Source organism: Sediminibacterium salmoneum NBRC 103935, from assembly GCF_000511175.1.
Taxonomy (GTDB): Bacteria; Bacteroidota; Bacteroidia; order Chitinophagales; family Chitinophagaceae; genus Sediminibacterium; species Sediminibacterium salmoneum.
The window spans coordinates 1,048,574-1,071,380 of sequence record NZ_KI866530.1; the positions used below are offsets into that span (position 1 = coordinate 1,048,574).

Sequence of the window (22,807 nt, forward strand, 5' to 3'; positions counted from 1 at the left end):
CCTATCCCCCTGTGTGCCTTTGCCTCCCACGACTCTGAAGGGGCTGAGTGTTTTTATGTTTCTTATCTATGGCCAAACGCAGGTAACCCCGGTTATCTTCAAAAAGATAAATACCCCACAATTGTTCAAATTTTTTCTGGCTCTTATTGAATGCCGGCCATAGTCTCTTGATTTCAATACTTTCCAGTAAACTGGCAATGAATTCTGTTGGGCAAACCGAAAATCGGATAGCATAAATTTCTCTTAAAAAGTCCTGTCTTTTTTTACTGAGATCAAGACCCGTAAAATGGCTCAAAACCCTTTTTTTAATATTCTTGGCTTTGCCAACATACACCACTTTATCCTGCTTGTTATGGAAATAATATACCCCTGGCTTCTGTGGAAGCTCATGCAAAAAATGACTTGGTAAATTAGGAGGCATCAATTGCTCCCTGTTTTCTTTCTGTAACATTTCCTTTACCAGTCGTTCTCCATTATTCTGGAGCACCATGTCCAGAATTTTGGCAGTAGCTTTTGCATCGCCCCCTGCCCTGTGGCGATTTTCAATATCAATATTCAGTTGCCTGCACAAATGCCCGAGGCCGTATTTGGGAAATCCCGGGAAAACTTTACGGCTCAGTCGGATGGTACAAAGCTTAGGTGTAGCTAAATCGAAGCCGGCTTCCTTAAGATGATGCTTTACAAAGCTGAAATCGAAATTTACATTATGCGCTACAAATATCCTGTTCTTCAACAAGTTATAAATCTGAGGAGCCACTTCATTAAAAGAGGGAGCTGCTTCTACCATGGCATTGGTGATGCCAGTCATCCCTATAACAAAAGGTGGAATGGGCTGGTGGGGATTGACCAGTGTTTCATAAACCCCTTCAACTTCAGTCCCGTTGTGCAAAACAATTGCTATTTCCGTAATCCCGTGCTGGCTGGGGAATCCCCCCGTTGTTTCAATATCTACTACCGCAAATCGCATGACTGCAAGATAAGATTTGTAATATTCTGATAAAAATTACAACTAATGATAAAAATTCGTCTCTTGATTGTAACAAATCAGAAGTCAACCCGTTTAATAGTTTATATGAAAACAAAAGCTGCTTTTCTGCCAATTTCCAAACAGGTGCTAATGGGCTCTTTGGTAATGATTCTCGGATTCAGCGCCTGTAATTCCCCTGAAAAGGCTGTTAAAATCATAGGTAAAAAAGCCAAACAAAAAGTTGGGCAACTTTGTGCCGGCTCCAATCTCAATCCCAAGGATTGCCTGCCGGAAATGGAGGATGTTTTTGGATCCCCTTCCCTTTCTAATCAGTTTTCCGATAAAACAGAGATTATTTCTACCTGGTAAATACCCAAAACAGAGAATTCCTTACAGCTCCTTCAGTTTCCTTAAATTTGCAGCCAATTGATTTTATGGAGCTGAGTAAGAATTATATTCCAACAGAAATTGAGGCAAAATGGTACCAACACTGGATTGACCGCCAATATTTTTCAAGTAAACCCGACGAAAGAGAAGCCTATACAGTTGTTATTCCCCCACCCAATGTAACCGGGGTTTTACATATGGGCCATTGCTTAAATAATACCATTCAGGATATTTTAGTGAGAAGAGCCCGCATGCAGGGAAAAAATGCCTGCTGGGTTCCCGGTACAGACCATGCTTCCATTGCCACAGAAGCCAAAGTGGTTGGCATGTTAAGAGAAAAAGGGATTGCCAAATCTTCCCTGAGCAGGTCTGAATTTCTGGATTATGCCTGGGAATGGAAAGAGAAATACGGCGGAATCATTCTACAGCAGTTACGTAAAATGGGATGCAGTCTGGACTGGGACAGAACCAGTTTTACGATGAATCCGGACTATTATGCTTCCGTTATTCAGGTTTTTGTTGATTTATATCAGAAAGGATATATCTACAGAGGCAAGAGAATGATTAACTGGGATGTTAAGGCAAAGACTGCTCTTAGCGACGAAGAAGTTATTTATAAAGTGGTACAAAGTAAATTGTACCATGTAAAATACAAACTGGAAAACGGAGGCTTTATTACCATTGCAACCGTAAGACCAGAAACAATATTGGGCGATGCTGCCATCTGTGTAAACCCTGCAGATGAAAGATACAAATCACTGCATGGTCAGTATGCATTTGTTCCACTGATCAACAGAAAAATCAAAATCATTCCTGACGAATATGTGGCCCTGGATTTTGGAACAGGAGCTTTAAAAGTAACACCAGCACATGATATGAACGATTACCAGTTAGGTCAGAAATACCAGCTGGAAATTATTGATACCATGAACGACGATGGTACTATGAGTGAAGCGGCTCAGCTTTATATTGGGATGGATCGTTTTGCTGTTCGCAAGAAAATTGTGGAAGACTTAGAAACTGCCGGTCATATTGAAAAAATTGAAGAATACACCAATCAGGTTGGCTTTAGTGAAAGAACAGATGTAGTAGTAGAGCCACGGTTAAGTTTGCAGTGGTGGGTTAGCATGAAAGAATTATCGGCACCAGCTTTAAGTGCTGTAATGGAGGATGAAATTCATTTCCATCCTACTAAATTCAAAAACCTTTACAGACACTGGATGGAAAATGTAAAGGACTGGTGTATCAGCAGACAGCTTTGGTGGGGGCATAGAATTCCCGCCTGGTACACAAAAGACGGTGCATTTGCCGTAGCAAAAACAGCAGAAGAAGCACTGGATCAATTGAAAAAAAGTACAGGTAACACTGCTTTAACCCTTTCTGATATTCATCAGGACGATGATTGTCTGGACACCTGGTTCAGCAGCTGGCTATGGCCTTTTGAAGTATTCAAAGGCTTAAGCGATCCGGATAATAAAGAAGTTAGTTATTATTATCCAACCAGCACATTGGTAACCGCTCCGGAAATCATCTTCTTCTGGGTGGCCCGCATGATTATAGCTGGCTATGAATACAAAGGTCTGAAACCTTTTAAAGACGTTTACTTTACCGGAATCGTAAGAGACAAGCTGGGCAGAAAAATGAGTAAGAGTCTGGGTAACTCACCCGACTTACTGGCGTTGATTGACCAATATGGTGCTGATGCCGTTAGATTCGGTATCCTGATTGCCTCTCCGGCCGGTAACGATATTTTATTTGATGAGAGTTCTTTGGAACAGGGCCGCAATTTCAATAACAAGTTGTGGAATGCCCTGAAACTAGTTAAAATGTGGGAAGGCAGATTAGATAATGCTGCAACAAATGATGCTGCTGATGCTGAATTTGCCATCAACTGGTTCGAAAACAGATTGAATCAGGTTAGTACAGAAGTTGAGGAACTAATGACCCAGTTTAAATTGAGTGAAGCACTCAAAACCATTTACTCCTTAATCTGGGATGATTTCTGCAGCTGGTACCTGGAGTGGGCCAAGCCAGGTTTTGAACAGCCTGTTTCTCCGATGGTACTCAACAAAACCATTTCTTTCTTTGAAAGATTAATGGAATTGCTACATCCTTTCATGCCTTTTATTACAGAGGAAATATTCCATTTGTTAAAACCACAAACAGAAGACCTTACGGTTAAGTTGCAACATAAAGCAGCCAAAGCGGATGAAAATATATTGGCTTCAGGTGCATTGTTAAAAGAGGTAATTACCAAATTAAGAGACGCCAGAAACAAAAATCAGTTAAAGCCCAAAGACCCTGTATCCTTGTATATTATGGCCGAGGATAACAAAGGCTACCAATCTATTTCTCCAATTTTAATGAAGCAGGTAAATGCCAATAAGGTTAGCTATACTGCAGAAGCCATTCCCAATACCATTGTTATTAATATGGAAAAGGATAAGTTCTTCATTGAAGCAGCACAGCAACTGGATACAGACGCAATAAAAGAGCGTTTACTGAAAGACCTTGCATACGAGCAGAACTTCCTTGCATCGGTAATTAAAAAACTAAGCAACGAAAAATTTGTTCAGAATGCAAAGCCTGAAATCATTGCATTGGAAAGAAAAAAGCAGGCAGATGCAGAAGCCAGAATGAAAACCATTGAAGAAAGCCTGAAATCATTGGCATGATCAGAATAGCCACTTTAGATGACATTCCTGTTATTCAGCAAATAGCTTATAACACCTGGCCCTCAACTTATGGCGACATCATATCAGAGGAGCAAATTCGATATATGCTCGACTTGATGTACAGCACGGAATCCCTGGTGCAGCAAATGAGTAAGGGACATCAGTTCTTTTTATCTGAGTCAGAAAAGAATGGGAATGCTATAATGGGTTTTGCTTCCGTTTCCAATGAGGGCGACGGTATATTTAAGTTGAATAAATTGTATGTATTACCCACTGCGCACAAAACGGGTACTGGCAAAGCTTTACTAAATACAGTTAAAGCATTTGCCATACAAAATGGAGGCAAAGAACTTATTCTTCAGGTTAACAAACAAAACCCAGCCATTGCTTTTTATAAAAGCCAGGGGTTGAGCATCAAGAGCGAAAATATCTTTGAATTGGATCACGGATTTGTGATGGATGATTACGAAATGAGTTTACAGCTGCCTTAGAAACAGTTCAACTCTTTACATCCGCGCAATTACTATTTATGTACCGCAATAGGTTGCATAAAATCCGTCTCCGTTTACAGGTGGTTCCATAAATGCACTGTAATCACCTACCGGTTTATAAGGGCACTGAACCCATTGCAAAAGTTGGTTAAATTTAGCCCGGTCATTGTGCATTACCACTGCATCAAGTGCTTCTTCTACGCGATGGTTTCGCGGAATAATAACCGGATTTTTGTGAAACATAATTTCGGTTGCCTTTTCATTGTTAATACCAGCAGCCAATAAAAGTGAACTTCTTTTTTCCAACCAGTTTGTAAAAGTCAAGCCTGAATAAATTCCTTCGCACTGTAATGCTCCTTGAATGGTTAAAAAGGTATTGGTATAATCTGCCTGTTCCTTCTGCATCCATTGCATGAGTTCTTTCAGCAAATCAATTACCTCGTTGGAAATATTGTTTTCATCAAATCCGATTTTTGCAGCCATGGTGGCTGTATACAATTGTGTATACAAAGAAGGAAATTGATTCAAAACTTCTGTTGCCATTTTCACTGCTGTATCTGTATCGGAATGAATAATAGGAAGCAATGCATTGGCCAGACAACTCAGGTTCCAGTGCGCAATATTGGGCTGATTGCCAAATGCATAACGACCGTTGGTATCAATGGAGCTAAAGGCTTTGGTGGAATCATAACTGTTCAGAAAAGCACAGGGTCCGTAATCAAAAGTTTCCCCCGCAATCGACATATTGTCGGTATTCATCACCCCATGAATAAAGCCAACCCGCATCCACTCTGCAATCAAACGAGCCTGTTGCTGCAATACCTGCTCTAATAAAGTCAAAGCTGCATTCTGCTGAATCTCCACAGCAGGGTAATGTCTGTTGAGGGTGTATTTTGTCAAGCTCTCGAGGTCTTCGGTTTTCAGATACTGGCGTGCATACTCAAAAGTACCTACGCGAATATGACTTTTCATGATGCGCGTCAACACTGCACCTGCTTGTATTTCTTCTCTGAAAACCTTATCTCCTGTTGTAACAACTGCAAGACTTCTGGAACTGGAAATACCAAGTCCATGCATGGCTTCGCTGATTAAGTATTCTCTTAGCATGGCACGTAAGGTTGCCCGTCCATCTCCTCTTCGGGAATAAGGGGTTGGCCCCGCTCCCTTCAACTGAACATCCCATCTTTGGCCATCAGGACTTATATGTTCTCCCAATAGAATTGCTCTTCCATCTCCCAACATGGTGAAATAACCAAACTGATGTCCGGCATAAGCCTGTGCAATAGAGATTGAACCTTCAGCTAATTTATTCCCGCTTAATATACCTGCAAGCAAAGAATCATTTTCATCCGCTTGAATTCCCAACTTTATGGCCAGAGGTTGATTGAACAAAAGCAATGCCGGAGCCGCTACAGGTGTGGGCAACACTTTCTTAAAAAATGCATCTCCAAGCGACTGATAACTATGATTGAATTGAAATACGGAATCCAAGAACAATATTTTTTACAAAAATAACCAATCAATGCACCAATACATGTGTTTGTTTAATAACACCCATCACAAAAACCGATTGTACATGTCCTATATTTTCTGCCTGAGATAATTTATTCACGTGAAAATGATAATAGTCATCCATGCTTTCGGCCACCACTTTCAACATAAAGTCAAATTCACCTGAAATATTGTAACACTCAATTACTTCATGCATTTCCTGTATACGCTTGATGAATTTTCCCCCGGCAATCTTATCGTGCTGCTTTAAGGAAACATAACATATCACCATCAGTCCTTTCTTTACTTTGGTATGATCCACTAATGTGGCATACTGTTTAATTACACCCGCTTCTTCCATTCTTTTAATTCGCTCATGAACGGGCGTAGTGCTCAGGTGAACCTGATCGGCTATTTCCTTAACTGTTGCCCTTGCATTGTGCTGAAGTAATTTTAGAATGGCCAGATCTTTGGCATCCAATGAAAAAGAAACAGTGGATTCGGCTTTTTTAAGGACTTTAGGCATGTTATTCTGCTATTATATACTGCAAATTAACTAATAAATAGATATTTATTCTATTCTTATAAATAATTATGCGCTTTTATTCTTTAAAATTAGCTTTGCAACCAATAAAATTCTATTATGTCTACATTAACATCTACCATTGACTTCAGCCTTCCTTACAAAGTGGCTGATATTAGCCTAGCTGATTGGGGTCGCAAGGAAATCCGTTTAGCTGAAGCTGAAATGCCGGGTCTTATGGCATTGCGTGAAGAATACGGCGCTTCTCAACCTCTAAAAGGTGCAAGAGTTGCAGGATGCCTTCACATGACCATTCAGACCGCAGTTCTAATTGAAACTTTAGTGGCATTAGGTGCCGAAGTAAAATGGAGTTCTTGTAATATCTTCTCTACACAGGATCAGGCTGCTGCTGCTATTGCTGCTGCAGGTATTGGTGTATTTGCGTGGAAAGGTCAGACACAGGAAGAAGCTGACTGGTGTATTGAGCAAACTTTGTTCTTCGGCGGCGCTGATCGTCCTTTGAATATGATTCTGGATGATGGAGGAGACTTAACCAATATGGTTTTTGACAAGTACCCTGAATTGATTGCCAATATCAAGGGGCTTTCTGAAGAAACCACTACCGGGGTTCACCGTTTATACGAGCGTATGGCTAAGGGCACTTTGCCTATTCCTGCCATTAACGTAAACGATTCTGTAACCAAATCTAAGTTTGATAACAAATACGGTTGTCAGGAGTCTTTAGTTGACGCAATCCGTCGTGCTACTGATGTAATGATGGCTGGTAAAGTTGCTGTTGTAGGTGGTTATGGTGACGTTGGTAAAGGTTCTGCGCTTTCTTTGCGTGGTGCTGGTTGCCGTGTAATTGTAACTGAAATTGATCCAATCTGTGCTTTGCAGGCAGCTATGGATGGATTTGAAGTGAAGCCAATGGCGATTGCTGTTACTGAAGCGGATATCATCGTAACTGCTTCAGGTTGCAGAGACCTTATTACAGAAAAGCATTTCCGTTTAATGAAGGATAAAGCGATTGTATGTAATATCGGACACTTCGATATCGAAATTGATATGGCATGGTTAAATGCAAACTATGGTCATACAAAAGATACCATTAAGCCTCAGGTTGATTTATACAATATTGAAGGTAAAGACGTAATTGTATTGGCTGAAGGTCGTTTGGTTAACCTTGGATGTGCAACGGGTCACCCTTCATTTGTGATGAGTAACTCTTTCTCTAACCAGACTTTGGCTCAGATTGAATTGTGGCAGAACCACAAGAACTACGAGAACAAAGTTTACGTTCTTCCTAAGCACCTGGATGAGAAAGTTGCCCGTTTACACCTTGCAAAAGTAGGTGCCCAGTTAGACGAATTAACAGACGAGCAGGCTGCATACTTAGGTATCAGCAAGAATGGTCCGTTCAAGTCTGATATGTACCGTTACTAATTGAATCTGCAGACAAAATCTGTATCATATAAAAAGGCTCCACTTGGAGCCTTTTTTATTTTCCTATTGAGTTAACAGGAGTATGCAACCCAGTGCATTTATGACAATTATCATTTTTAAAGGCATATTTTCTTGAATTAAATTTTTTAATATTGTGTACCCCTCAACCAAAATGAAAATCAGGCTATCAATGAAAAAAAATTCTTTCATTTCCGCATTATTGGTTGTGCTTATCATCTGGGGATGCAAACAGCCCGCCCCCCAAAAAGACTGGAGTACAAAAGGAAGTTTTATAGACTCTAATATCAGTTTAATCAGCAAGCAACAAGTGACAGATAAAAGGGAAGAAAGCTTTTTTATTGACTCACTGGTTAAGCAAATGAAACTGACTGACGAGCAAAAAAGTCACTACTACCGGTATAAATCATCTTATTATTGTTATTATCTGCAAAACGGCGATTCTGCTATTTTATATGCGGATTCGGTATTATTACTATTGAAAAAGCTTTCTCCTGAAAAATATCCTAATGCTTTTGCAATGGCCTATTACACAAAGGGTGATGCTTTATATGCCAGCAATCTTTTCAATGAAGCTTATACTTTTTATTACAAAGCAAGGCAGTTCAAATCTACACAAACCGACTTTTGCTCTCAGAAGGAATACAATTATAGGCTGGGAATGATCCTTTATAAACAGAAAAAATTCAAAGAAGCTGCTTTCAGTTTTAGAAGAAGTCTTGAAGATGCTGAAAGATGTGAAAAAGGAAAAGAATATGCAAGTTATTACCGAAAACAGGAGTTGATGAATAATATTGCCCTTAGCTTCTATATGCAGGGGAATTTTGACAGTGCAAGCATCTACTATAACAAAGCATTGGATTTCATTAGTAAACACCAACAGCAGGACACATCTACACAGTTTTACGATGAAATGGCAAAAGGTGTTTTATATGGAAATATGGGAGATGTATATCGTAAAAAAGGGAATCTGAAAGAAGCCGAGAACCTCTATAAAAAGAGTATTCAGATCAATTTCAAAAAAGGTGGGGAAACCATGGATGCACAGCATAGTTATTTAAAACTGGCTGAATTGTATCAGGAGACAGAAAGAATAACTGATCTGGAAAATGGCCTAAAAGAAATCAGATTGTCTCTAAACAAAACACCCAATCCAAAGGTAGAGATAAAATGGCATAAGCTTTCCTGGAAATATTATGAATTGATTGACGATCCTAACAATGCTTACTATCATTTATCAAAATACCAGCACTTATTTGAAGAAGAGGAAAAGCTGAATAAAAAAATAATACGAAGTTGATATAAATAAACAGCTGGAACTGCTGGAGCAGGAAAATCAGTTACAGATTGCCAGACAGGAAAATGAAATTTCACGGGCTTACTTATTAATGTCTCTTGCTGTATTATCCTTCATCATATTACTTAGTATTGTTTTGGCAAGGAACTGGCTTTTATCGAAAAAGCACATTAAAAAGCTAAAAGAATTGAATGAAACCGTTCATTCCCAGAATGAACAATTGGAAATTGCAATGAGTGCATTGCAAAAAACACTGGGCGAGAAAGACAGTATCCTCAAACTGGTAGCACACGACTTAAGAACACCCGTAGCTTCCATCCCTACCATGGTAGAAATTATCATGACAGAGGAAAATGAGGATCAGAAAAAAGAATACCTTGAAATGATTAAATCTGCCTGCAACAGCTCTCTGACACTGATTTCAGAAATCATGGCTACGGCGGATATTTCCACCAGCAATATAGAAAAAGAACCTACTTTACTTAATGAGTTTATTACTGACTGTGCTGCTATTCTGGATTTAAAGGTGAAAGAAAAAAATCAGCAGTTAACTGTTCATTATCTAGAACAAGATATAAGTGTTCCTTTGAATCCTGAAAAAATGAAAAGAGTGGTATTTAATCTGGTAACCAACTCAGTTAAATTCAGCAAGAGGGATACCGCAATTTCACTTTCGTTGAGCGTGAAAGAAAATCATGCCATCATAGAAATTACTGATGAAGGTATTGGCATACCGGAAAAGCTTCTTCCGGAAATATTCAACATATCAAAATCAGGAAAAAGAAAAGGAACCGAAGGTGAAAAGTCGTATGGCCTGGGATTAAATATCTGTAAGAAAATTGTGGAAGCCCACTCTGGTAAAATCAGCTTAATAAGCAAAGAAGGAAAGGGCAGCACATTCACAGTTGCACTACCCTTATCCTGAATCTTATTGGGTTAACATAGCATACAATTCATCCTTTAATTGTAATCTTTGTTTACGCAGTTGGGTCAATGTTTCATCTGATGAATTTTCAGCTCCAGATTCAATTCTGTAAACCGAATGATTAACTTCATCGTATTCATCTGCCAGTTTTTTAAAATGTGCATTCTCTACTTTTAATTCTGAGATGCGGGCATCCATACCAGGGAATTCATGATGCAAATCGTGTTTTTCCATATTGTTGTAATTTTATACATTAAAGTTAGCTTACGCATCCTAGTTGAAAAATGATTAAAATCAGGAATTTATTTAAATACACTGCACTCTTATTGATCCTGTCTTTTTTAGCAGGTGCATCTTCCGCACTATTTTTATACGCGCTCGATTTTGTAACTGATTTAAGGGAAGGGAATCAATGGCTTATATGTTTATTGCCCCTTGGAGGTATATTAATTGTTTTCTTATACGAATCGTTAAGCCCTGAATCCGAAAAAGGCAACAAATGGATAATGGCCAGAATCAAAATGCAGAAAGGAAAACCCATTTCACTGTTGCTGGCTCCTCTTGTTTTTACAGGTACACTGATTACTCATTTGCTGGGTGGATCAGCAGGAAGAGAAGGTACTGCCCTTCAGCTATCCACTTCACTTTCCTCTCCTTTCTTTAGCTTATTCAAATTATCTCAGAAAGAAGAAACCATTTTTCTTCGGTCTGCTGTTGCTGCTGGTTTTGGATCTGTTTTTGGAACTCCTTTGGCTGGAATTATCTTTGCCTTTGAATGGGAATCTTTCAGGCCCAGAAAATGGGTGGATATACTTCCTGTGATTCTTTCTTCATTTCTGGCCGATTGGATAACCAGAAACCTGGGCATTGTGCACACAAATTATTCAATCCCTATCAACTTCAGGTCCCCATCCAATCCGCTGTTCTGGACCATCATTGCCGCCCTCATTTTTGGATTAACAGCCAGGCTTTTTAAATACCTGATGAAGAATGCAGCAGAACAGAACAAAAAATGGCTGCCCAATAAATTCTTACGTGTAGTTTTTGGAGGTGTGATTGTGTCGGGCTTTCTGCTATTTAGCCCTTTTATGGAATTAGCTGGTTTGGGAATCCCGGCCATTACTGATGGATTCAGCAATGCTGCTCCACCCTATTTTTTTCTGCTGAAAATAATACTAACCGTTATAACCCTGCAATCGGGATTCAAGGGAGGAGAAGTAACTCCACTCTTTTTTATTGGTGCAACCCTGGGTAGTGCCTTAAGTGTTTTTATCCCACTATCACCAGCGTTCCTTGCAGGAATGGGAATGGTGGCGGTATTTGGAGCAGCAGCTAAATCACCCATCACTGCTACCCTTTTAGCTGGTGAATTATTTGGTTTTAATTTTTTGCCCTTTGCGTTGTTAATATCCCTAATTTCAGATAAAACAGCTGGAAAAAATTCTATATATCAATTGAATGGAAATGAATTGGCAACCGCATGATTTAAGAAACGAAAAAGTATGTCTGATTCCACTAAAGGAAGATGATTTTGAAGAGTTATATGCCGTAGCTTCCGACTCGCTTATATGGGAACAGCATCCCAATAAAAACAGGTACCAGCGCCCGGTGTTTCTCAATTTTTTTGAAGGGGCTATACAGTCTAAGGGAGCGTTCATCATCAGAGATGCTTATACAATGGAAGCCATTGGAAGCAGCAGATTTTGCAATTACAACCAGGCTGCAAACCAGATTGAAATTGGGTACACTTTTTTTGCAAGAAAATGCTGGGGAAAATTATACAACAAAGCAGTTAAGGATTTAATGATTAACTATGCATTACAAATGGTAAACAGCGTTCATTTTTTTGTTGGTGCAGAAAATTTACGTTCACAAAAAGCGATGGAAAAACTGGGAGCCATAAAAATCAGAGAGTTGGTAATGCCTTATTATGGAGAACCAGACCGTTTAAATTTTGAATATGAAATTAAAAAGACAAGCCCAGGCTAAAACACTAAGGGATTTCAGAAAAATTCACCGGATTACGGGTGTCTTGTTGTTTGCCTTTTTCTTCATTGTAGGTCTCAGCGGGATTTTATTGGGTTGGAAAAAAAACAGCGGGGGGCTCATCATGGCTGACACATATAAAGGACAGTCAGCTAATTTAGCCGATTGGATTAGCCTGGATAGTTTACATAAAAACGCTTGTAATTATTTAAAAGACTCAGTTTCGCCTACTCTTTCAACTGAAGTTGACAGAATTGACATTAGAAAGGACAAAGGCATGGTAAAATTCACTTTCAAAGATCATTTTACGGGACTCCAATTAGATGGAAAATCTGGCAAGCTGTTATTCATTGAACAAAGAAGAGCCGACTACATAGAAAAAATACACGATGGTTCTATTATTGATTATTATTTAGGTTGGGATGGCTATTTTAAACTATTCTATACTTTAATCATGGGACTGGCATTGATCATTTTTACCATAACTGGTTTCTGGTTATGGTATGGGCCTAAATTGATGCGCAATAAATAATGCATAATGAGTAGTACTGAATTTTGGATGCTGGTTGCAGGGCTTGGCCTCTTTCTATATGGGATGTCGCATTTGGAAGAAGCTTTAAAGCAAATGGAAGGGCGTTCTTTTAAATTATTCCTGCAAAAAAATACCAAACAGAAACTAAGGGCCATTTTTAGCGGAACCTTAGTAACAGCATTGCTGCAAAGCAGTTCAATTGTAAACCTGATGGTGCTGTCATTGGTAGGTGCGGGAATTTTGACCATGAGAAATGCAATGGCCGTTGTACTGGGAGCCAATATTGGAGGCACTTTCAATAGCTGGCTGGTGGCTTTACTGGGTTTTAAGGTTGAATTGAATAGCATAACTTTTCCATTGATTGGATTATCAGGGATTGGTCTCATTATTTTCAGTAAGAAAAAAAATCTGAGCAGAGTCGCGCTATTTTTCATGGGTATTGGTATGCTGTTTCTGGGATTGCAATTCATGAAGGAGAGCATGGATTCACTAATGAAAGAATTTGATTTTACGCCATATCTTGCTTATCCCAGCATTGTCTTTTTGTTAATTGGATTTGGCATAACAGCTGTGGTGCAAACGAGTTCTGCAACTGTAGTTGTAGTGCTTACAGCATTATACTCTCAGATTATCCCCATAGAAACTGCCATTGCAGTAGTACTTGGTGCAGAACTGGGAACCACAGTAAAGCTTATCCTGGGTGCCATTGGCGGTAATGCAGCTAAAAAGAGAGTTGCACTTGGAAACAGTTTATTCAATGTACTAACTTCTGCAGGTGGCTTTATTTTTATACAGCCCATCATTGCCTTGATTGCAAAAATGGGAATCAAAGATCCCATCCTCATATTGGTAGCTTTCCAGACATTCATCAATATTGTAGGTGTAATTATCATTTATTTTTTCCTGAATCCCTATGGGGATTTTCTGGACAAACAATTCAAAGAAATTAAAAAAACCTATACTACTTACCTGCAGAACGCAAGCATTGAGATACCTTCTACAGTAACAGATATGATTAAAAAAGAAGTGGAAACTTATCTATACAAGGCAATGGCCTTTAACCTAAGTAGCTTCCAATTAAAACCCACCTGGATTCATTCCTATCAAAATGAATTACCCCTGATGGATGCTTATCAGTTACTAAAAGAAACAGAAGGTGAAATACTGGCATACTATGCCAAAACCATTCCCCAACTTACAGAATCAGAAGAAATAAAACCTATCCATCTACTCATGGAATCATTAAGGAATGCCATGTATTCGGCCAAGTGCATGAAAGATATCTATGCCGATAAAACGGATTTCAGCAATTCTACTAATGAAATTAAATATGAACTGTATCATGAATTACAGGCTTCTCTGAATGCATTTTACTTTGAACTTCATCAAGCCTTAAATCTTGACAATGAAAATAATACATCACTGAAACTGGATGAATTTACTGAACAAACCAAAAAAGGGTTCAATGAAAGAATTGAGCATTATTATTTTCATGCCGGACAAAATAGCCTGAAAGAAAAAGATATATCTACCTTATTTAACCTGAACAGGGAAATATATTCCTCCTGTAAAGCCATTGCTTTGGCTGTTGAGCAATATAAAGAAGCTTAACTCATATAATTGCCGCTAAAAAGAAGAGGAATCCCAAACGGACTCCTCTTCTTTTTTGAATATGGTCTAAATTTTACATTGCAGCTATGCTGGCAATTACAAATTTACAAAATCTATAAATTCCCTCTTAAATCCTGTTCTCTTTCCAATGCTTCAAACAGTGCCTTGAAATTTCCCTTTCCGAAACTCTTTGCTCCTTTGCGCTGAATAATTTCAAAGAACAAAGTTGGCCTATCTTCAACTGGTTTACTGAAAATCTGCAACAAATAACCTTCATCGTCTCTGTCTACGAGTATACCCAACTCTTTTAAAGGAGCAATGTCTTCATCAATTTTGCCCACTCTTTCCAATAGTTCATCATAATATGAAGCGGGCACTTTCAGGAACTCAATGCCCCTATTCTGCAATTCAGTTACTGTAGCAACAATGTCATTGGTTGCCAATGCAACGTGCTGACATCCTTCCCCGTCATAGAAATCAAGGTATTCTTCTACCTGCGACTTTTTCTTTCCTTCAGCTGGTTCATTAATGGGAAATTTCACAAAACCGTTCCCATTACTCATCACCTTGCTCATCAGGGCAGAATACTCAGTAGAAATATCATTGTCATCAAAACTCAGAATATTCCTGAAACCAAGCACGTTTTCATAAAACGCCACCCATTTATTCATTTGATTCCAACCCACATTGCCTACACAATGATCTACGTATAAAAGACCAGTGCTGGTTGGATTATAAGATGAATTCCAGGCAACATAACCAGGCAGGAAAACACCATTATAGTTTTTTCTTTCTATAAATAAATGAACAGTATCTCCATATGTATGGATACCACTTACTACTGCTTCCCCGCTCTCATCACTATACTTAATTGGTTCCATTGCAGAAACCGCCCCTCTGCTGGTGGTCTGAAACCATGCATCTGCGGCATCATCTACCATTAATGCCAGGTGTTTAACACCATCCCCGTGTTTATAAATATGATCAGCAACAGGATTATTGGCACGAAGCGGGGTGGTAAAAACAAATGTCAGTTTGTTTTGCCTCACTACATAGCTGGCTTTGTCTTTTATACCAGTTTCCGGTCCGGCATAGGCCAAACTTTGAAACCCAAAAGCAGTCTTGTAAAAATGAGCAGCCTGCTTGGCATTGCCCACATAAAACTCAACAAAATCGGTACCATGCAAAGGCAAAAAATCGCCTTCTTTCATTACTGGGTTTACCGGCATAGCAGAAATTGTATTCATACAGTTGATATTATGATTAAAAATAAAATTTCAGAAAGAGGGTTGCGCTTTTGAGCGCGGACAGTAATCAATTAAACAAAGAGTTTAATTGATTAAAGCAAAGCTATTGTTCAAAAACTGATTGTTAATGCTTCAATCAGCAGATTATAGGCAACGCGTAAATCGCTGAATCGCTTATGAGGATAATCGGGTAACATACCTGCAAATTTAACTATCTTTACCTAATGAAAGTTGGAATTCTGGGAGGAGGCCAATTAGGCCGAATGTTATTGCAGGCAGCTGCCAATTATACCGTTGAAACCCATGTTTTGGAAAACGATGAACATTGTCCTGCTGCTCATCTTTGTCATCATTTTACCAAGGGAGATATTACCGATTTTGATACTGTATACCGGTTTGGGAAAGGATTGGATGCCATCACCATAGAAATTGAGGCAGTGAATGTAGATGCATTGGAAAAATTACAGGCAGAAGGTGTCCGGGTTTATCCTCATCCCTCGGCTATCAGAATAATAAAGAATAAAATTGTTCAGAAAGAATTTTACAAAGACAACGGGATACCCAGTTCCGGGTTTAGGGTAACAAATTCAAAATCCGAAGTACTGGACCATTTGGATTTTTTGCCAGCTGTACATAAAATTGGGGAAGGAGGCTATGATGGAAAGGGCGTTCAGATAATCAACGACCATTTTGATGCAGATAAAGCATTTGATGCGCCCAGTGTATTAGAGAAAAAAGTGCGGATTAAAAAAGAAATTGCCATGATTGTGGCCATGAACGACAAGGGAGAAACCGCCTTGTTTCCTGCTTCTGAAATGATGGTTAATCCTGTTTTGAATTTACTCGACTATCAGGTAAGCCCGGCCTTAATTCCTGACAAAGTGCTTTGGGTAGTGGAAGCAGTTGCCATTAAGCTGGTGAAATCTTTGAACAGCCCGGGCCTGTTCGCAGTTGAAATGTTTATTGATGAAAAAGATGAAGTTTGGGTGAATGAAACAGCTCCGCGGGTTCATAATAGCGGACATCATACCATTGAAGCCAATTATTGCAGTCAATACGATATGCTGTGGCGAATTATGTTACAATTTCCCCTTGGCAACACAGATGCCATTTTACCCGCGGCCATTATTAATATAATTGGTGCAGAGGGCCATAGTGGAAATGCAGTTTACGAAGGCCTGAACGAGGTTTTAACAATTGAAAATGCATTTGTACATCTTTATGGTAAATCCATTACCAAACCCGGCAGAAAAATGGGACATGTTACAGTAATGCACAAAGACTACCAGGACCTAACTCACAAGGCCAACAAAATAAAGAACCTACTAAGGGTAATCAGCGGTTAGCTTTTTTTGGTATTGAGCGGTTTTAAAAAACCTATCCCAATCAAACTTTTGGTCTGTAATCCCGGCGATTGTTTGGAAGGTCCGAACAATCTTACATCATCGTCGTATATTAAGTCTAAACTATACGTAGCTGAAAAGAATTTATTAATCTTGAAAGAAAAGAGATTGGTCATGAAAAGATCTACATTCTGGGGACGGTTTTGATAATTAGAGAACAAGTCCATCTTACCCTTGTATGTAATATTTTTAGCAATCTCATTGCTGTAATTCAATGTTATAAACGCACCAATCTGATTGAAAGATCCGGCTCCCGGCGGCACCCCATAGCCCCCGCGCTGAGACAATGCTTTGTTGGCAAGTACAATCCATCTGGAAGTAATAGGAGAAATAAAGACGGACAAGTATGGGTCTGGTTTATAATCAAAACCCGCAGACAGAATGATATATGCTGGTGATAATAATGAAGAAGTAAAAGTGGGGATATTATTATTGAAAGTGTAACCGTCAAAAAACTGGGATCTGAAATTTATAAGGGTAGAAACATACCATTTTCCGGATGAATCCATCTTATAACCATATTTACTTAGATAATCTATACGATCATCGTTTTTTCGACTACCCAGACTGGTACTTTGAATATAACCCAGATTAATATCTACTGAATTGTCCCAGAAATGACGCTTCTGTTTGTACAGAATATAATAATTCATGTACCCATTGGCAGACAGGGAGAAATTATCCCCACCAGCAGCCCAGTTACTTAATGAGCCCTGGGCCAAATTAAAGCTGAACAGCCCTCCTCTCTTCCATTTCCAGCCTGTTGTGTCATTATCCTTTTTTATTGTTCGATTGATCTCTCTTTTTAAGGCCTGAACCACATTATCCTGCCCTCTCACAATAAATCCGGTTGTTAACAAAAGGGTTAACCACAGGAAAAATATTCTCATGTGTGCTTATTTCTGTTTCAAATATAATAAACCCCTGCTATTTTAGTGGATTTAACGCTGACAAACTGACATAAACAAGGGAATAATTGTACATTTGTATCTTAATTAACAAAGAATGGAACTGGTGGAATTAATGAATAAAACACACGATGAATCCAGACAGGGAGAGGCATTTCAGGCGACTGAATCTCCGGTTGATTTTCATAAAAAATTTTATATAGAAAGCTATGGATGTGCTATGAACTTTTCGGATAGCGAAGTAGTAGCAGCCATCTTACAGGAAAACCAGTTCAGTGCTACGTCTCAGTTTGAACAGGCCGACCTGGTTTTAATTAATACTTGCTCTATCAGAGAAAAAGCAGAACTGACCATCAGAAAAAGACTGACTGAATTCAGGAAGGTAAAACAAAGTCGTCCTGGTATGCTCATTGGGGTGTTGGGATGCATGGCAGAGAGACTAAAATCACAGTTGCTGGAACAGGAAAAACTGGTAGACCTGGTGATTGGACCTGACGCTTACCGATCTTTGCCTGCATTAATTGAGGAGGCAAGTTCAGGACAAAAGGGGGTAAATGTTTTGCTGAGCAGAGATGAGACATACGGAGACATCTCGCCGGTTCGTTTAAACAGCAATGGTATCACTGCATTTGTTTCTATTACCAGAGGCTGTAACAATATGTGTAGCTTCTGTGTGGTTCCTTTTACAAGGGGAAGAGAGAGAAGCAGATCTGCGCATTCCATTATACAGGAAATACAACAGCTGGTAGATAACGGGTACAAAGAAGTTACTTTATTGGGTCAGAACGTTGATAGTTACTACTGGAAAGATGAAGTAACCGGGCAAATGGTAACTTTTGCCAATCTGCTAGAAATGGCTGCCCTGGTTAGCCCCGATTTAAGAATTCGCTTCAGCACTTCACATCCCAAAGACATTACAGATGATGTATTGATGACCATGGCTAAATATGAAAATATTTGCAAGTGCATTCATTTACCAGTTCAGAGTGGAAGTACCAGACTGCTTCAGTTAATGAACAGAACCTACTCCAGAGAATGGTATTTGTCTAAAGTAGACAGAATAAGAGAATTATTGCCAGACTGCGGTATTACTTCGGATATGATAGCTGGGTTCTGCACTGAGACTGAAGAAGATCACCAGGACACATTAAGTCTGATGGATTATTGTGGTTTTGATATGAGTTATATGTACTTCTATAGTGAGCGTCCGGGAACTTTGGCTGCCAGAAGATTTAAAGATGATATTCCGCTGGATATAAAGAAAAGAAGGTTACAGGAAATTGTTGACAAACAAGGGGAACTTTCAACCCGAAATAATCAACGGGATATTGGAAAGACATTTAAAATACTCATTGAAACCGACTCTAAAAGGGATAACAATGACTGGACAGGAAGAACCAGTCAGAACAAAATAACTGTGTTCCCAAAATCGAGCAGCCTGCAAAAACCAGGTGATTATGTCTGGGTTAAAATTACAGATTGCACAAGGGCTACCCTTTTGGGAAAAATAGTTGATCATCCATAAACCAATATAAATGGATTTACAAAGTATTAAAAACAGGTTTGGCATTATAGGCAATTCTACTGCACTAAATCATGCATTGAATACAGCAGTGCAGGTAGCTGCCACCGATTTAACTGTGCTAATTGTTGGGGAAAGCGGAGTTGGTAAGGAAGTATTTTCTCAAATTATACACTCACTTTCCTCGCGCAAGCATAACCCTTTTATAGCGGTTAACTGCGGAGCTATTCCTGAAGGCACTATCGACTCTGAATTATTCGGTCACGAAAAAGGCGCATTTACGGGGGCTGTTGATAGCAGGAAAGGTTATTTTGAAACCGTGAACGGAGGCACCCTTTTTATGGATGAAATTGGTGAAATGCCATTGGGCACACAGGCAAGACTGCTACGTGTGCTGGAGACCGGAGAATTCATCAGAGTGGGTAGTTCCAAAGTACAGAAAACAGATGTAAGGGTTATTGCAGCAACCAACCGCGAGCTCTTAGACTTTACACAGAAAGGGAAATTCAGAGAAGATCTATATTATAGATTGAGTACGGTGCCTATTCGCGTTTCATCATTAAGAGACCGTAAGGAAGATATTCTTTTGCTCTTTAGAAAGTTTGCTGTTGATTTTGCAGAAAGATATAAAACCAGTCCGGTTCAGCTGGATGAAGATGCAAAGCAAATGCTAATCAACTATCCTTGGCCAGGTAATATAAGAGAACTTAAAAATATTGCTGAGCAAATATCTGTACTAAGCCAGTCGAATACAGTAAATGCCAGAGAAATGAGCTTATTTCTTCCGGATAAAAAAGAAAACAGAATGCCAATGATTGCAGGGGCACCTGCATCCGGAGAATTTGCCAATGAGAGGGAAATATTATACAAGCTGTTTTTCGACATGAAAAAAGATGTAACGGAATTAAAAAAGATGTTTGTAGAAATATTACAGAACCCTTCACTGGCAGGGGCTGCAGCTACTTTTACCAAAGATTCTATACTGAATGATTATTCTCCTGCGGTTAATGAAGTCCCGGTAATTAATACCGTTACAGCTCCGGGTAATAGCAGCAATAATTTATTACCTGCACAGCATTCAGTTACTTCTTCGCCTGTAATTCTACACGACGATGCCATTCAAATGCATGAAGAAGTAGAGGAATCACTCAATATCATGGACAAGGAAAAAGAATTAATTGTAAAAGCACTGAAAAAACACAGAGGGAAACGTAAAGATGCATCTATAGATCTTGGAATCAGCGAAAGAACTTTATACAGAAAATTAAAAGAATATGATATTGACGAATAAATTAAAACATAGCTTCCTTACTATAACCGCATGCTTGGTAGTTTTACTACAAGGATGCTTTGTTTATAAATTCAATGATGCTGTAATTCCTGCTAATGTAAAAACAGTAAAAATTGGCTTTATAGACAACAGGGCTCGTTATGTGAATCCACAACTGAGTCCTAAATTAACTGATAAACTGCAAGCCAAGATTACCAGTCAAACTAAATTAACCAGAACCAATAATGATGATGCAGACTATGTAATTAATGGTAGCATTACCAACTACGACCCCAGCCAGACTGTAGGGGTTTCGGCACAGCAGGCCAGCACCAACCGTTTAACAGTTACCGTTCATATTATTCTTAGAAAAACACTCGATAACAAAGTAGAGGAATTTGATGTAAGCCGAAGTTTCGACTTTTCAGCCAATTTAACTTTGCAACAGGCAGAAGGCCAGCTACTAGATGAGGTAATTCGGAATATCACTGACGAAATCTTCAACCGAATATTTAATAACTGGTAATTGATAGAATTGTATCTTTATTCTTTATGAAATTTACGCAGGAAAAAGCACTGATGCACTTGACCGGGAATTCCGATTTGTCCTCCACCAAAATGGAAGTCATAGAAAAATTGGTGCATGAATATCCATTTTTTTCTCCGGGTCAATACCTGTTTGCAGCCAAATTAAAAAAGGAAGATCATCCTTTGGTGGGTTCTCAAGCTATGCGAACCGCCCTGTATTTCACGAATCCTCACTGGCTTCAGTTTCAACTGGAAGCACTTAGGATCCCGGAATAGATCAGGCACCCAAGCAGGAACTCGATACTGCATTGTTAAGATCAATCAGACAGAAAGATCTGGAGTGGGATGAAATGATTAATCTGCCCAAGATTGAAGAAACACTGGAAGATGCAGAAAAATCTTTTGTTGCACCTGAACTGCCTAATCCGGATATTTCAATTCCAACGATTGAATCAGTAAGAGAATTGATGAAAGGAATAGAGCCTTTGGATAAACCAGGTACCATTATTCCGGTTATCCGTGAGAATTCGCCTTCTGAAACTGTGGATTATACTTTGCCGGATGTTCCGGTTTCTGAAACATTTGATCCGGTTTTCAGCGCGCTGAATCAGCCAGACCAAGAGCCTCCTGTTACTGCTTCGGTTCCTGCTCCCCCAACCCCACTGTTACCTGAACAGGAATACAGCGATGAAGAGGACAGTAGCAAAATACAACATCCTGACCAGGACAAAAGTGATGCTAAAATAGCAAGCATCCTGTCCAGTCAACTTGCGGAATTTAAAAAACCCATAGAAAACAACAGTGAATTAACCATTGAACCTGTTCAGGACAAGCTGCATACCATAGATTACTTTGCATCACAAGGTATTCAGATAGATCTGAGTAAAATACCTCAGGATAAACTAACCACCAAACTCAGACGTTTTACCGATTGGCTTAAGGATATGAAAAATCATCATCCCAATCCGGAAGACCTAGGAACTTCACCTGAGCAAGAGAAAAAAGTGGCGGAAACGGCCTTGGTTTCCAATGAATCCAAAGAAATTCTGACAGAAACAATGGCTGAGGTTCTGGCTAAACAAGGCCAGATAGACAAGGCAATTCAGCTTTATATTAAATTAAGTTTCTCAAATCCTGAAAAAACCGCTTATTTTGCAGACAAAATTCAACAATTAAAAGGTATTTAAAATGATTTATCTGTTTTTGGTTCTGATTGTAATAGCTGCGGTTGGTCTTGGTTTTATGGTATTAATCCAAAATCCTAAGGGAGGTGGTCTCGCTGGAAATGTAGGCGGTATCAGCAACCAATTGATGGGAGTTAAACAAACTACCGATGTATTGGAAAAAGGCACCTGGATTTTCGCGGGCATTATTGCTGTTTTGGCTTTGTTTTCTACGCTGTTCTTAAAAGGCGGAGGCAATGACGTAAATACAGAAGTCTTACAGAAAATCAACACTACAACTACCGCACCTGCCCCTGCAAATAACCAGGCTGCACCAGCCGCTACTTTGCCAGCTGCAAACGATACCAGCAAGAAATAATTCGTATTTCAACATAATTAAAACCCTGTCCTTTTTAA

General features: G+C 39.2%; 23 protein-coding genes. 17 read left to right on the forward strand and 6 right to left on the reverse strand.

All coding sequences use genetic code 11. The features are described from left to right. Position 1 precedes the first annotated feature (1 nt). Complete coding sequence (locus P767_RS15935) at positions 2-967, reverse strand: exonuclease domain-containing protein (protein ID WP_051417141.1); 966 nt, start codon at positions 965-967, stop codon at positions 2-4. A 105-nt stretch (positions 968-1,072) separates the two neighbouring features. Between P767_RS15935 and P767_RS0105025 the strand changes: the two genes are divergently transcribed. The 3 genes from P767_RS0105025 to P767_RS0105035 all read left to right on the forward strand — a co-directional run bounded on the left by P767_RS0105025 (position 1,073) and on the right by P767_RS0105035 (position 4,520). Further along, complete coding sequence (locus tag P767_RS0105025; RefSeq protein ID WP_157611374.1) at positions 1,073-1,336, forward strand: hypothetical protein; 264 nt, start codon at positions 1,073-1,075, stop codon at positions 1,334-1,336. A gap of 65 nt (positions 1,337-1,401) precedes the next feature. Then, on the forward strand, positions 1,402-4,029 hold the full coding sequence (locus tag P767_RS0105030) for a valine--tRNA ligase (RefSeq protein ID WP_026763652.1): 2,628 nt from the start codon (positions 1,402-1,404) through the stop codon (positions 4,027-4,029). Beyond that, on the forward strand, positions 4,026-4,520 hold the full coding sequence (locus P767_RS0105035; protein ID WP_037351636.1) for a GNAT family N-acetyltransferase: 495 nt from the start codon (positions 4,026-4,028) through the stop codon (positions 4,518-4,520). The genes P767_RS0105030 and P767_RS0105035 overlap by 4 nt, the downstream gene beginning before the upstream one ends. 36 nt (positions 4,521-4,556) lie before the next feature. Here the strand turns inward: P767_RS0105035 and P767_RS0105040 are convergent, their stop codons facing one another. Both P767_RS0105040 and P767_RS0105045 read right to left on the reverse strand, forming a co-directional pair. Beyond that, the gene (locus P767_RS0105040; RefSeq protein WP_051417142.1) at positions 4,557-6,011 is read right to left on the reverse strand and encodes a protein adenylyltransferase SelO; all 1,455 of its coding nucleotides are present in this window, start codon (positions 6,009-6,011) and stop codon (positions 4,557-4,559) included. A gap of 28 nt (positions 6,012-6,039) precedes the next feature. Next, positions 6,040-6,537, reverse strand: a complete 498-nt coding sequence (locus P767_RS0105045; RefSeq protein WP_026751699.1) for an Lrp/AsnC family transcriptional regulator — start codon at positions 6,535-6,537, stop codon at positions 6,040-6,042. Positions 6,538-6,654: 117 nt separating this feature from the next. Between P767_RS0105045 and ahcY the strand changes: the two genes are divergently transcribed. The 3 genes from ahcY to P767_RS0105065 all read left to right on the forward strand — a co-directional run bounded on the left by ahcY (position 6,655) and on the right by P767_RS0105065 (position 10,220). Then, a complete protein-coding gene (gene ahcY / locus P767_RS0105050; RefSeq protein ID WP_026763655.1) occupies positions 6,655-7,980 on the forward strand; it encodes an adenosylhomocysteinase in 1,326 nt (441 codons plus the stop codon). A 190-nt stretch (positions 7,981-8,170) separates the two neighbouring features. Beyond that, a complete protein-coding gene (locus P767_RS0105060) occupies positions 8,171-9,298 on the forward strand; it encodes a tetratricopeptide repeat protein (RefSeq protein ID WP_026763656.1) in 1,128 nt (375 codons plus the stop codon). Between the two features lie 184 nt (positions 9,299-9,482). Continuing rightward, positions 9,483-10,220 carry a sensor histidine kinase gene (locus P767_RS0105065; protein WP_172637513.1) on the forward strand — a complete coding sequence of 246 codons (738 nt, stop codon included), beginning with the start codon at positions 9,483-9,485 and terminating at the stop codon, positions 10,218-10,220. Between the two features lie 3 nt (positions 10,221-10,223). Here the strand turns inward: P767_RS0105065 and P767_RS0105070 are convergent, their stop codons facing one another. Continuing rightward, positions 10,224-10,454 carry a YdcH family protein gene (locus tag P767_RS0105070; protein ID WP_026763658.1) on the reverse strand — a complete coding sequence of 77 codons (231 nt, stop codon included), beginning with the start codon at positions 10,452-10,454 and terminating at the stop codon, positions 10,224-10,226. A 50-nt stretch (positions 10,455-10,504) separates the two neighbouring features. Here P767_RS0105070 and P767_RS15940 point away from each other — a divergent pair, with 50 nt between their 5' ends. Genes P767_RS15940 through P767_RS0105090 form a run of 4 tightly spaced genes read left to right on the forward strand, consistent with a single transcriptional unit; the run spans position 10,505 to position 14,349 of the window. Continuing rightward, the gene (locus P767_RS15940; RefSeq protein WP_037351637.1) at positions 10,505-11,704 is read left to right on the forward strand and encodes a chloride channel protein; all 1,200 of its coding nucleotides are present in this window, start codon (positions 10,505-10,507) and stop codon (positions 11,702-11,704) included. Then, on the forward strand, positions 11,685-12,209 hold the full coding sequence (locus P767_RS0105080; RefSeq protein WP_245586835.1) for a GNAT family N-acetyltransferase: 525 nt from the start codon (positions 11,685-11,687) through the stop codon (positions 12,207-12,209). Before P767_RS15940 ends, P767_RS0105080 begins: the two co-directional genes overlap by 20 nt. Next, complete coding sequence (locus P767_RS0105085; RefSeq protein ID WP_037351638.1) at positions 12,181-12,738, forward strand: PepSY-associated TM helix domain-containing protein; 558 nt, start codon at positions 12,181-12,183, stop codon at positions 12,736-12,738. Before P767_RS0105080 ends, P767_RS0105085 begins: the two co-directional genes overlap by 29 nt. A 6-nt stretch (positions 12,739-12,744) precedes the next feature. After that, positions 12,745-14,349: a Na/Pi cotransporter family protein gene (locus P767_RS0105090; protein WP_026763661.1), complete on the forward strand. Its 1,605-nt coding sequence runs from the start codon at positions 12,745-12,747 to the stop codon at positions 14,347-14,349. Positions 14,350-14,462: 113 nt separating this feature from the next. Here the strand turns inward: P767_RS0105090 and hppD are convergent, their stop codons facing one another. Continuing rightward, positions 14,463-15,596 (reverse strand): 4-hydroxyphenylpyruvate dioxygenase, encoded by a 1,134-nt coding sequence (hppD, locus tag P767_RS0105095; protein ID WP_051417144.1) that lies wholly within the window; start codon positions 15,594-15,596, stop codon positions 14,463-14,465. 224 nt (positions 15,597-15,820) lie between these two features. Between hppD and P767_RS0105105 the strand changes: the two genes are divergently transcribed. Then, entirely contained in the window at positions 15,821-16,942 is a 1,122-nt protein-coding gene (locus P767_RS0105105; RefSeq protein ID WP_026763663.1) for a 5-(carboxyamino)imidazole ribonucleotide synthase, read from the forward strand. Here the strand turns inward: P767_RS0105105 and P767_RS0105110 are convergent. Further along, a complete protein-coding gene (locus P767_RS0105110; protein WP_026763664.1) occupies positions 16,939-17,889 on the reverse strand; it encodes a DUF3078 domain-containing protein in 951 nt (316 codons plus the stop codon). The genes P767_RS0105105 and P767_RS0105110 overlap by 4 nt on opposite strands. A gap of 115 nt (positions 17,890-18,004) precedes the next feature. On the opposite strand from P767_RS0105110, the gene miaB reads away from it, so the two are divergent. From miaB to secG, 6 genes are read left to right on the forward strand one after another with little or no spacing between them, the layout of a single operon-like run. Then, positions 18,005-19,432 carry a tRNA (N6-isopentenyl adenosine(37)-C2)-methylthiotransferase MiaB gene (miaB, locus tag P767_RS0105115; protein ID WP_026763665.1) on the forward strand — a complete coding sequence of 476 codons (1,428 nt, stop codon included), beginning with the start codon at positions 18,005-18,007 and terminating at the stop codon, positions 19,430-19,432. 10 nt (positions 19,433-19,442) lie between these two features. Continuing rightward, entirely contained in the window at positions 19,443-20,720 is a 1,278-nt protein-coding gene (locus P767_RS0105120; RefSeq protein WP_026763666.1) for a sigma-54 interaction domain-containing protein, read from the forward strand. Beyond that, the gene (gene lptE / locus P767_RS0105125) at positions 20,704-21,225 is read left to right on the forward strand and encodes an LPS assembly lipoprotein LptE (protein WP_084799824.1); all 522 of its coding nucleotides are present in this window, start codon (positions 20,704-20,706) and stop codon (positions 21,223-21,225) included. Before P767_RS0105120 ends, lptE begins: the two co-directional genes overlap by 17 nt. A 26-nt stretch (positions 21,226-21,251) precedes the next feature. Beyond that, positions 21,252-21,503 carry a hypothetical protein gene (locus P767_RS0105130; protein ID WP_026763668.1) on the forward strand — a complete coding sequence of 84 codons (252 nt, stop codon included), beginning with the start codon at positions 21,252-21,254 and terminating at the stop codon, positions 21,501-21,503. Between the two features lie 32 nt (positions 21,504-21,535). Further along, a complete protein-coding gene (locus tag P767_RS17525) occupies positions 21,536-22,414 on the forward strand; it encodes a hypothetical protein (protein WP_051417146.1) in 879 nt (292 codons plus the stop codon). 1 nt (position 22,415) lies between these two features. Beyond that, the gene (gene secG, locus P767_RS0105140; protein ID WP_026763669.1) at positions 22,416-22,769 is read left to right on the forward strand and encodes a preprotein translocase subunit SecG; all 354 of its coding nucleotides are present in this window, start codon (positions 22,416-22,418) and stop codon (positions 22,767-22,769) included. Positions 22,770-22,807 lie beyond the last annotated feature (38 nt).

Excerpts from the sequence above, each read along its gene's own strand:
- P767_RS15935 (WP_051417141.1), bottom strand. The coding sequence starts at position 967 with ATGCGATTTGCGGTAGTAGATATTGAAACAACGGGGGGATTCCCCAGC.
- P767_RS0105025 (WP_157611374.1), top strand. The coding sequence starts at position 1,073 with ATGAAAACAAAAGCTGCTTTTCTGCCAATTTCCAAACAGGTGCTAATG.
- P767_RS0105030 (WP_026763652.1), top strand. The coding sequence starts at position 1,402 with ATGGAGCTGAGTAAGAATTATATTCCAACAGAAATTGAGGCAAAATGG.
- P767_RS0105035 (WP_037351636.1), top strand. The coding sequence starts at position 4,026 with ATGATCAGAATAGCCACTTTAGATGACATTCCTGTTATTCAGCAAATA.
- P767_RS0105045 (WP_026751699.1), bottom strand. The coding sequence starts at position 6,537 with ATGCCTAAAGTCCTTAAAAAAGCCGAATCCACTGTTTCTTTTTCATTG.
- ahcY (WP_026763655.1), top strand. The coding sequence starts at position 6,655 with ATGTCTACATTAACATCTACCATTGACTTCAGCCTTCCTTACAAAGTG.
- P767_RS0105060 (WP_026763656.1), top strand. The coding sequence starts at position 8,171 with ATGAAAAAAAATTCTTTCATTTCCGCATTATTGGTTGTGCTTATCATC.
- P767_RS0105070 (WP_026763658.1), bottom strand. The coding sequence starts at position 10,454 with ATGGAAAAACACGATTTGCATCATGAATTCCCTGGTATGGATGCCCGC.
- P767_RS15940 (WP_037351637.1), top strand. The coding sequence starts at position 10,505 with ATGATTAAAATCAGGAATTTATTTAAATACACTGCACTCTTATTGATC.
- P767_RS0105080 (WP_245586835.1), top strand. The coding sequence starts at position 11,685 with ATGAATTGGCAACCGCATGATTTAAGAAACGAAAAAGTATGTCTGATT.
- P767_RS0105085 (WP_037351638.1), top strand. The coding sequence starts at position 12,181 with ATGAAATTAAAAAGACAAGCCCAGGCTAAAACACTAAGGGATTTCAGA.
- P767_RS0105090 (WP_026763661.1), top strand. The coding sequence starts at position 12,745 with ATGAGTAGTACTGAATTTTGGATGCTGGTTGCAGGGCTTGGCCTCTTT.
- hppD (WP_051417144.1), bottom strand. The coding sequence starts at position 15,596 with ATGAATACAATTTCTGCTATGCCGGTAAACCCAGTAATGAAAGAAGGC.
- P767_RS0105105 (WP_026763663.1), top strand. The coding sequence starts at position 15,821 with ATGAAAGTTGGAATTCTGGGAGGAGGCCAATTAGGCCGAATGTTATTG.
- P767_RS0105110 (WP_026763664.1), bottom strand. The coding sequence starts at position 17,889 with ATGAGAATATTTTTCCTGTGGTTAACCCTTTTGTTAACAACCGGATTT.
- miaB (WP_026763665.1), top strand. The coding sequence starts at position 18,005 with ATGGAACTGGTGGAATTAATGAATAAAACACACGATGAATCCAGACAG.
- P767_RS0105120 (WP_026763666.1), top strand. The coding sequence starts at position 19,443 with ATGGATTTACAAAGTATTAAAAACAGGTTTGGCATTATAGGCAATTCT.
- lptE (WP_084799824.1), top strand. The coding sequence starts at position 20,704 with ATGATATTGACGAATAAATTAAAACATAGCTTCCTTACTATAACCGCA.
- P767_RS0105130 (WP_026763668.1), top strand. The coding sequence starts at position 21,252 with ATGAAATTTACGCAGGAAAAAGCACTGATGCACTTGACCGGGAATTCC.
- secG (WP_026763669.1), top strand. The coding sequence starts at position 22,416 with ATGATTTATCTGTTTTTGGTTCTGATTGTAATAGCTGCGGTTGGTCTT.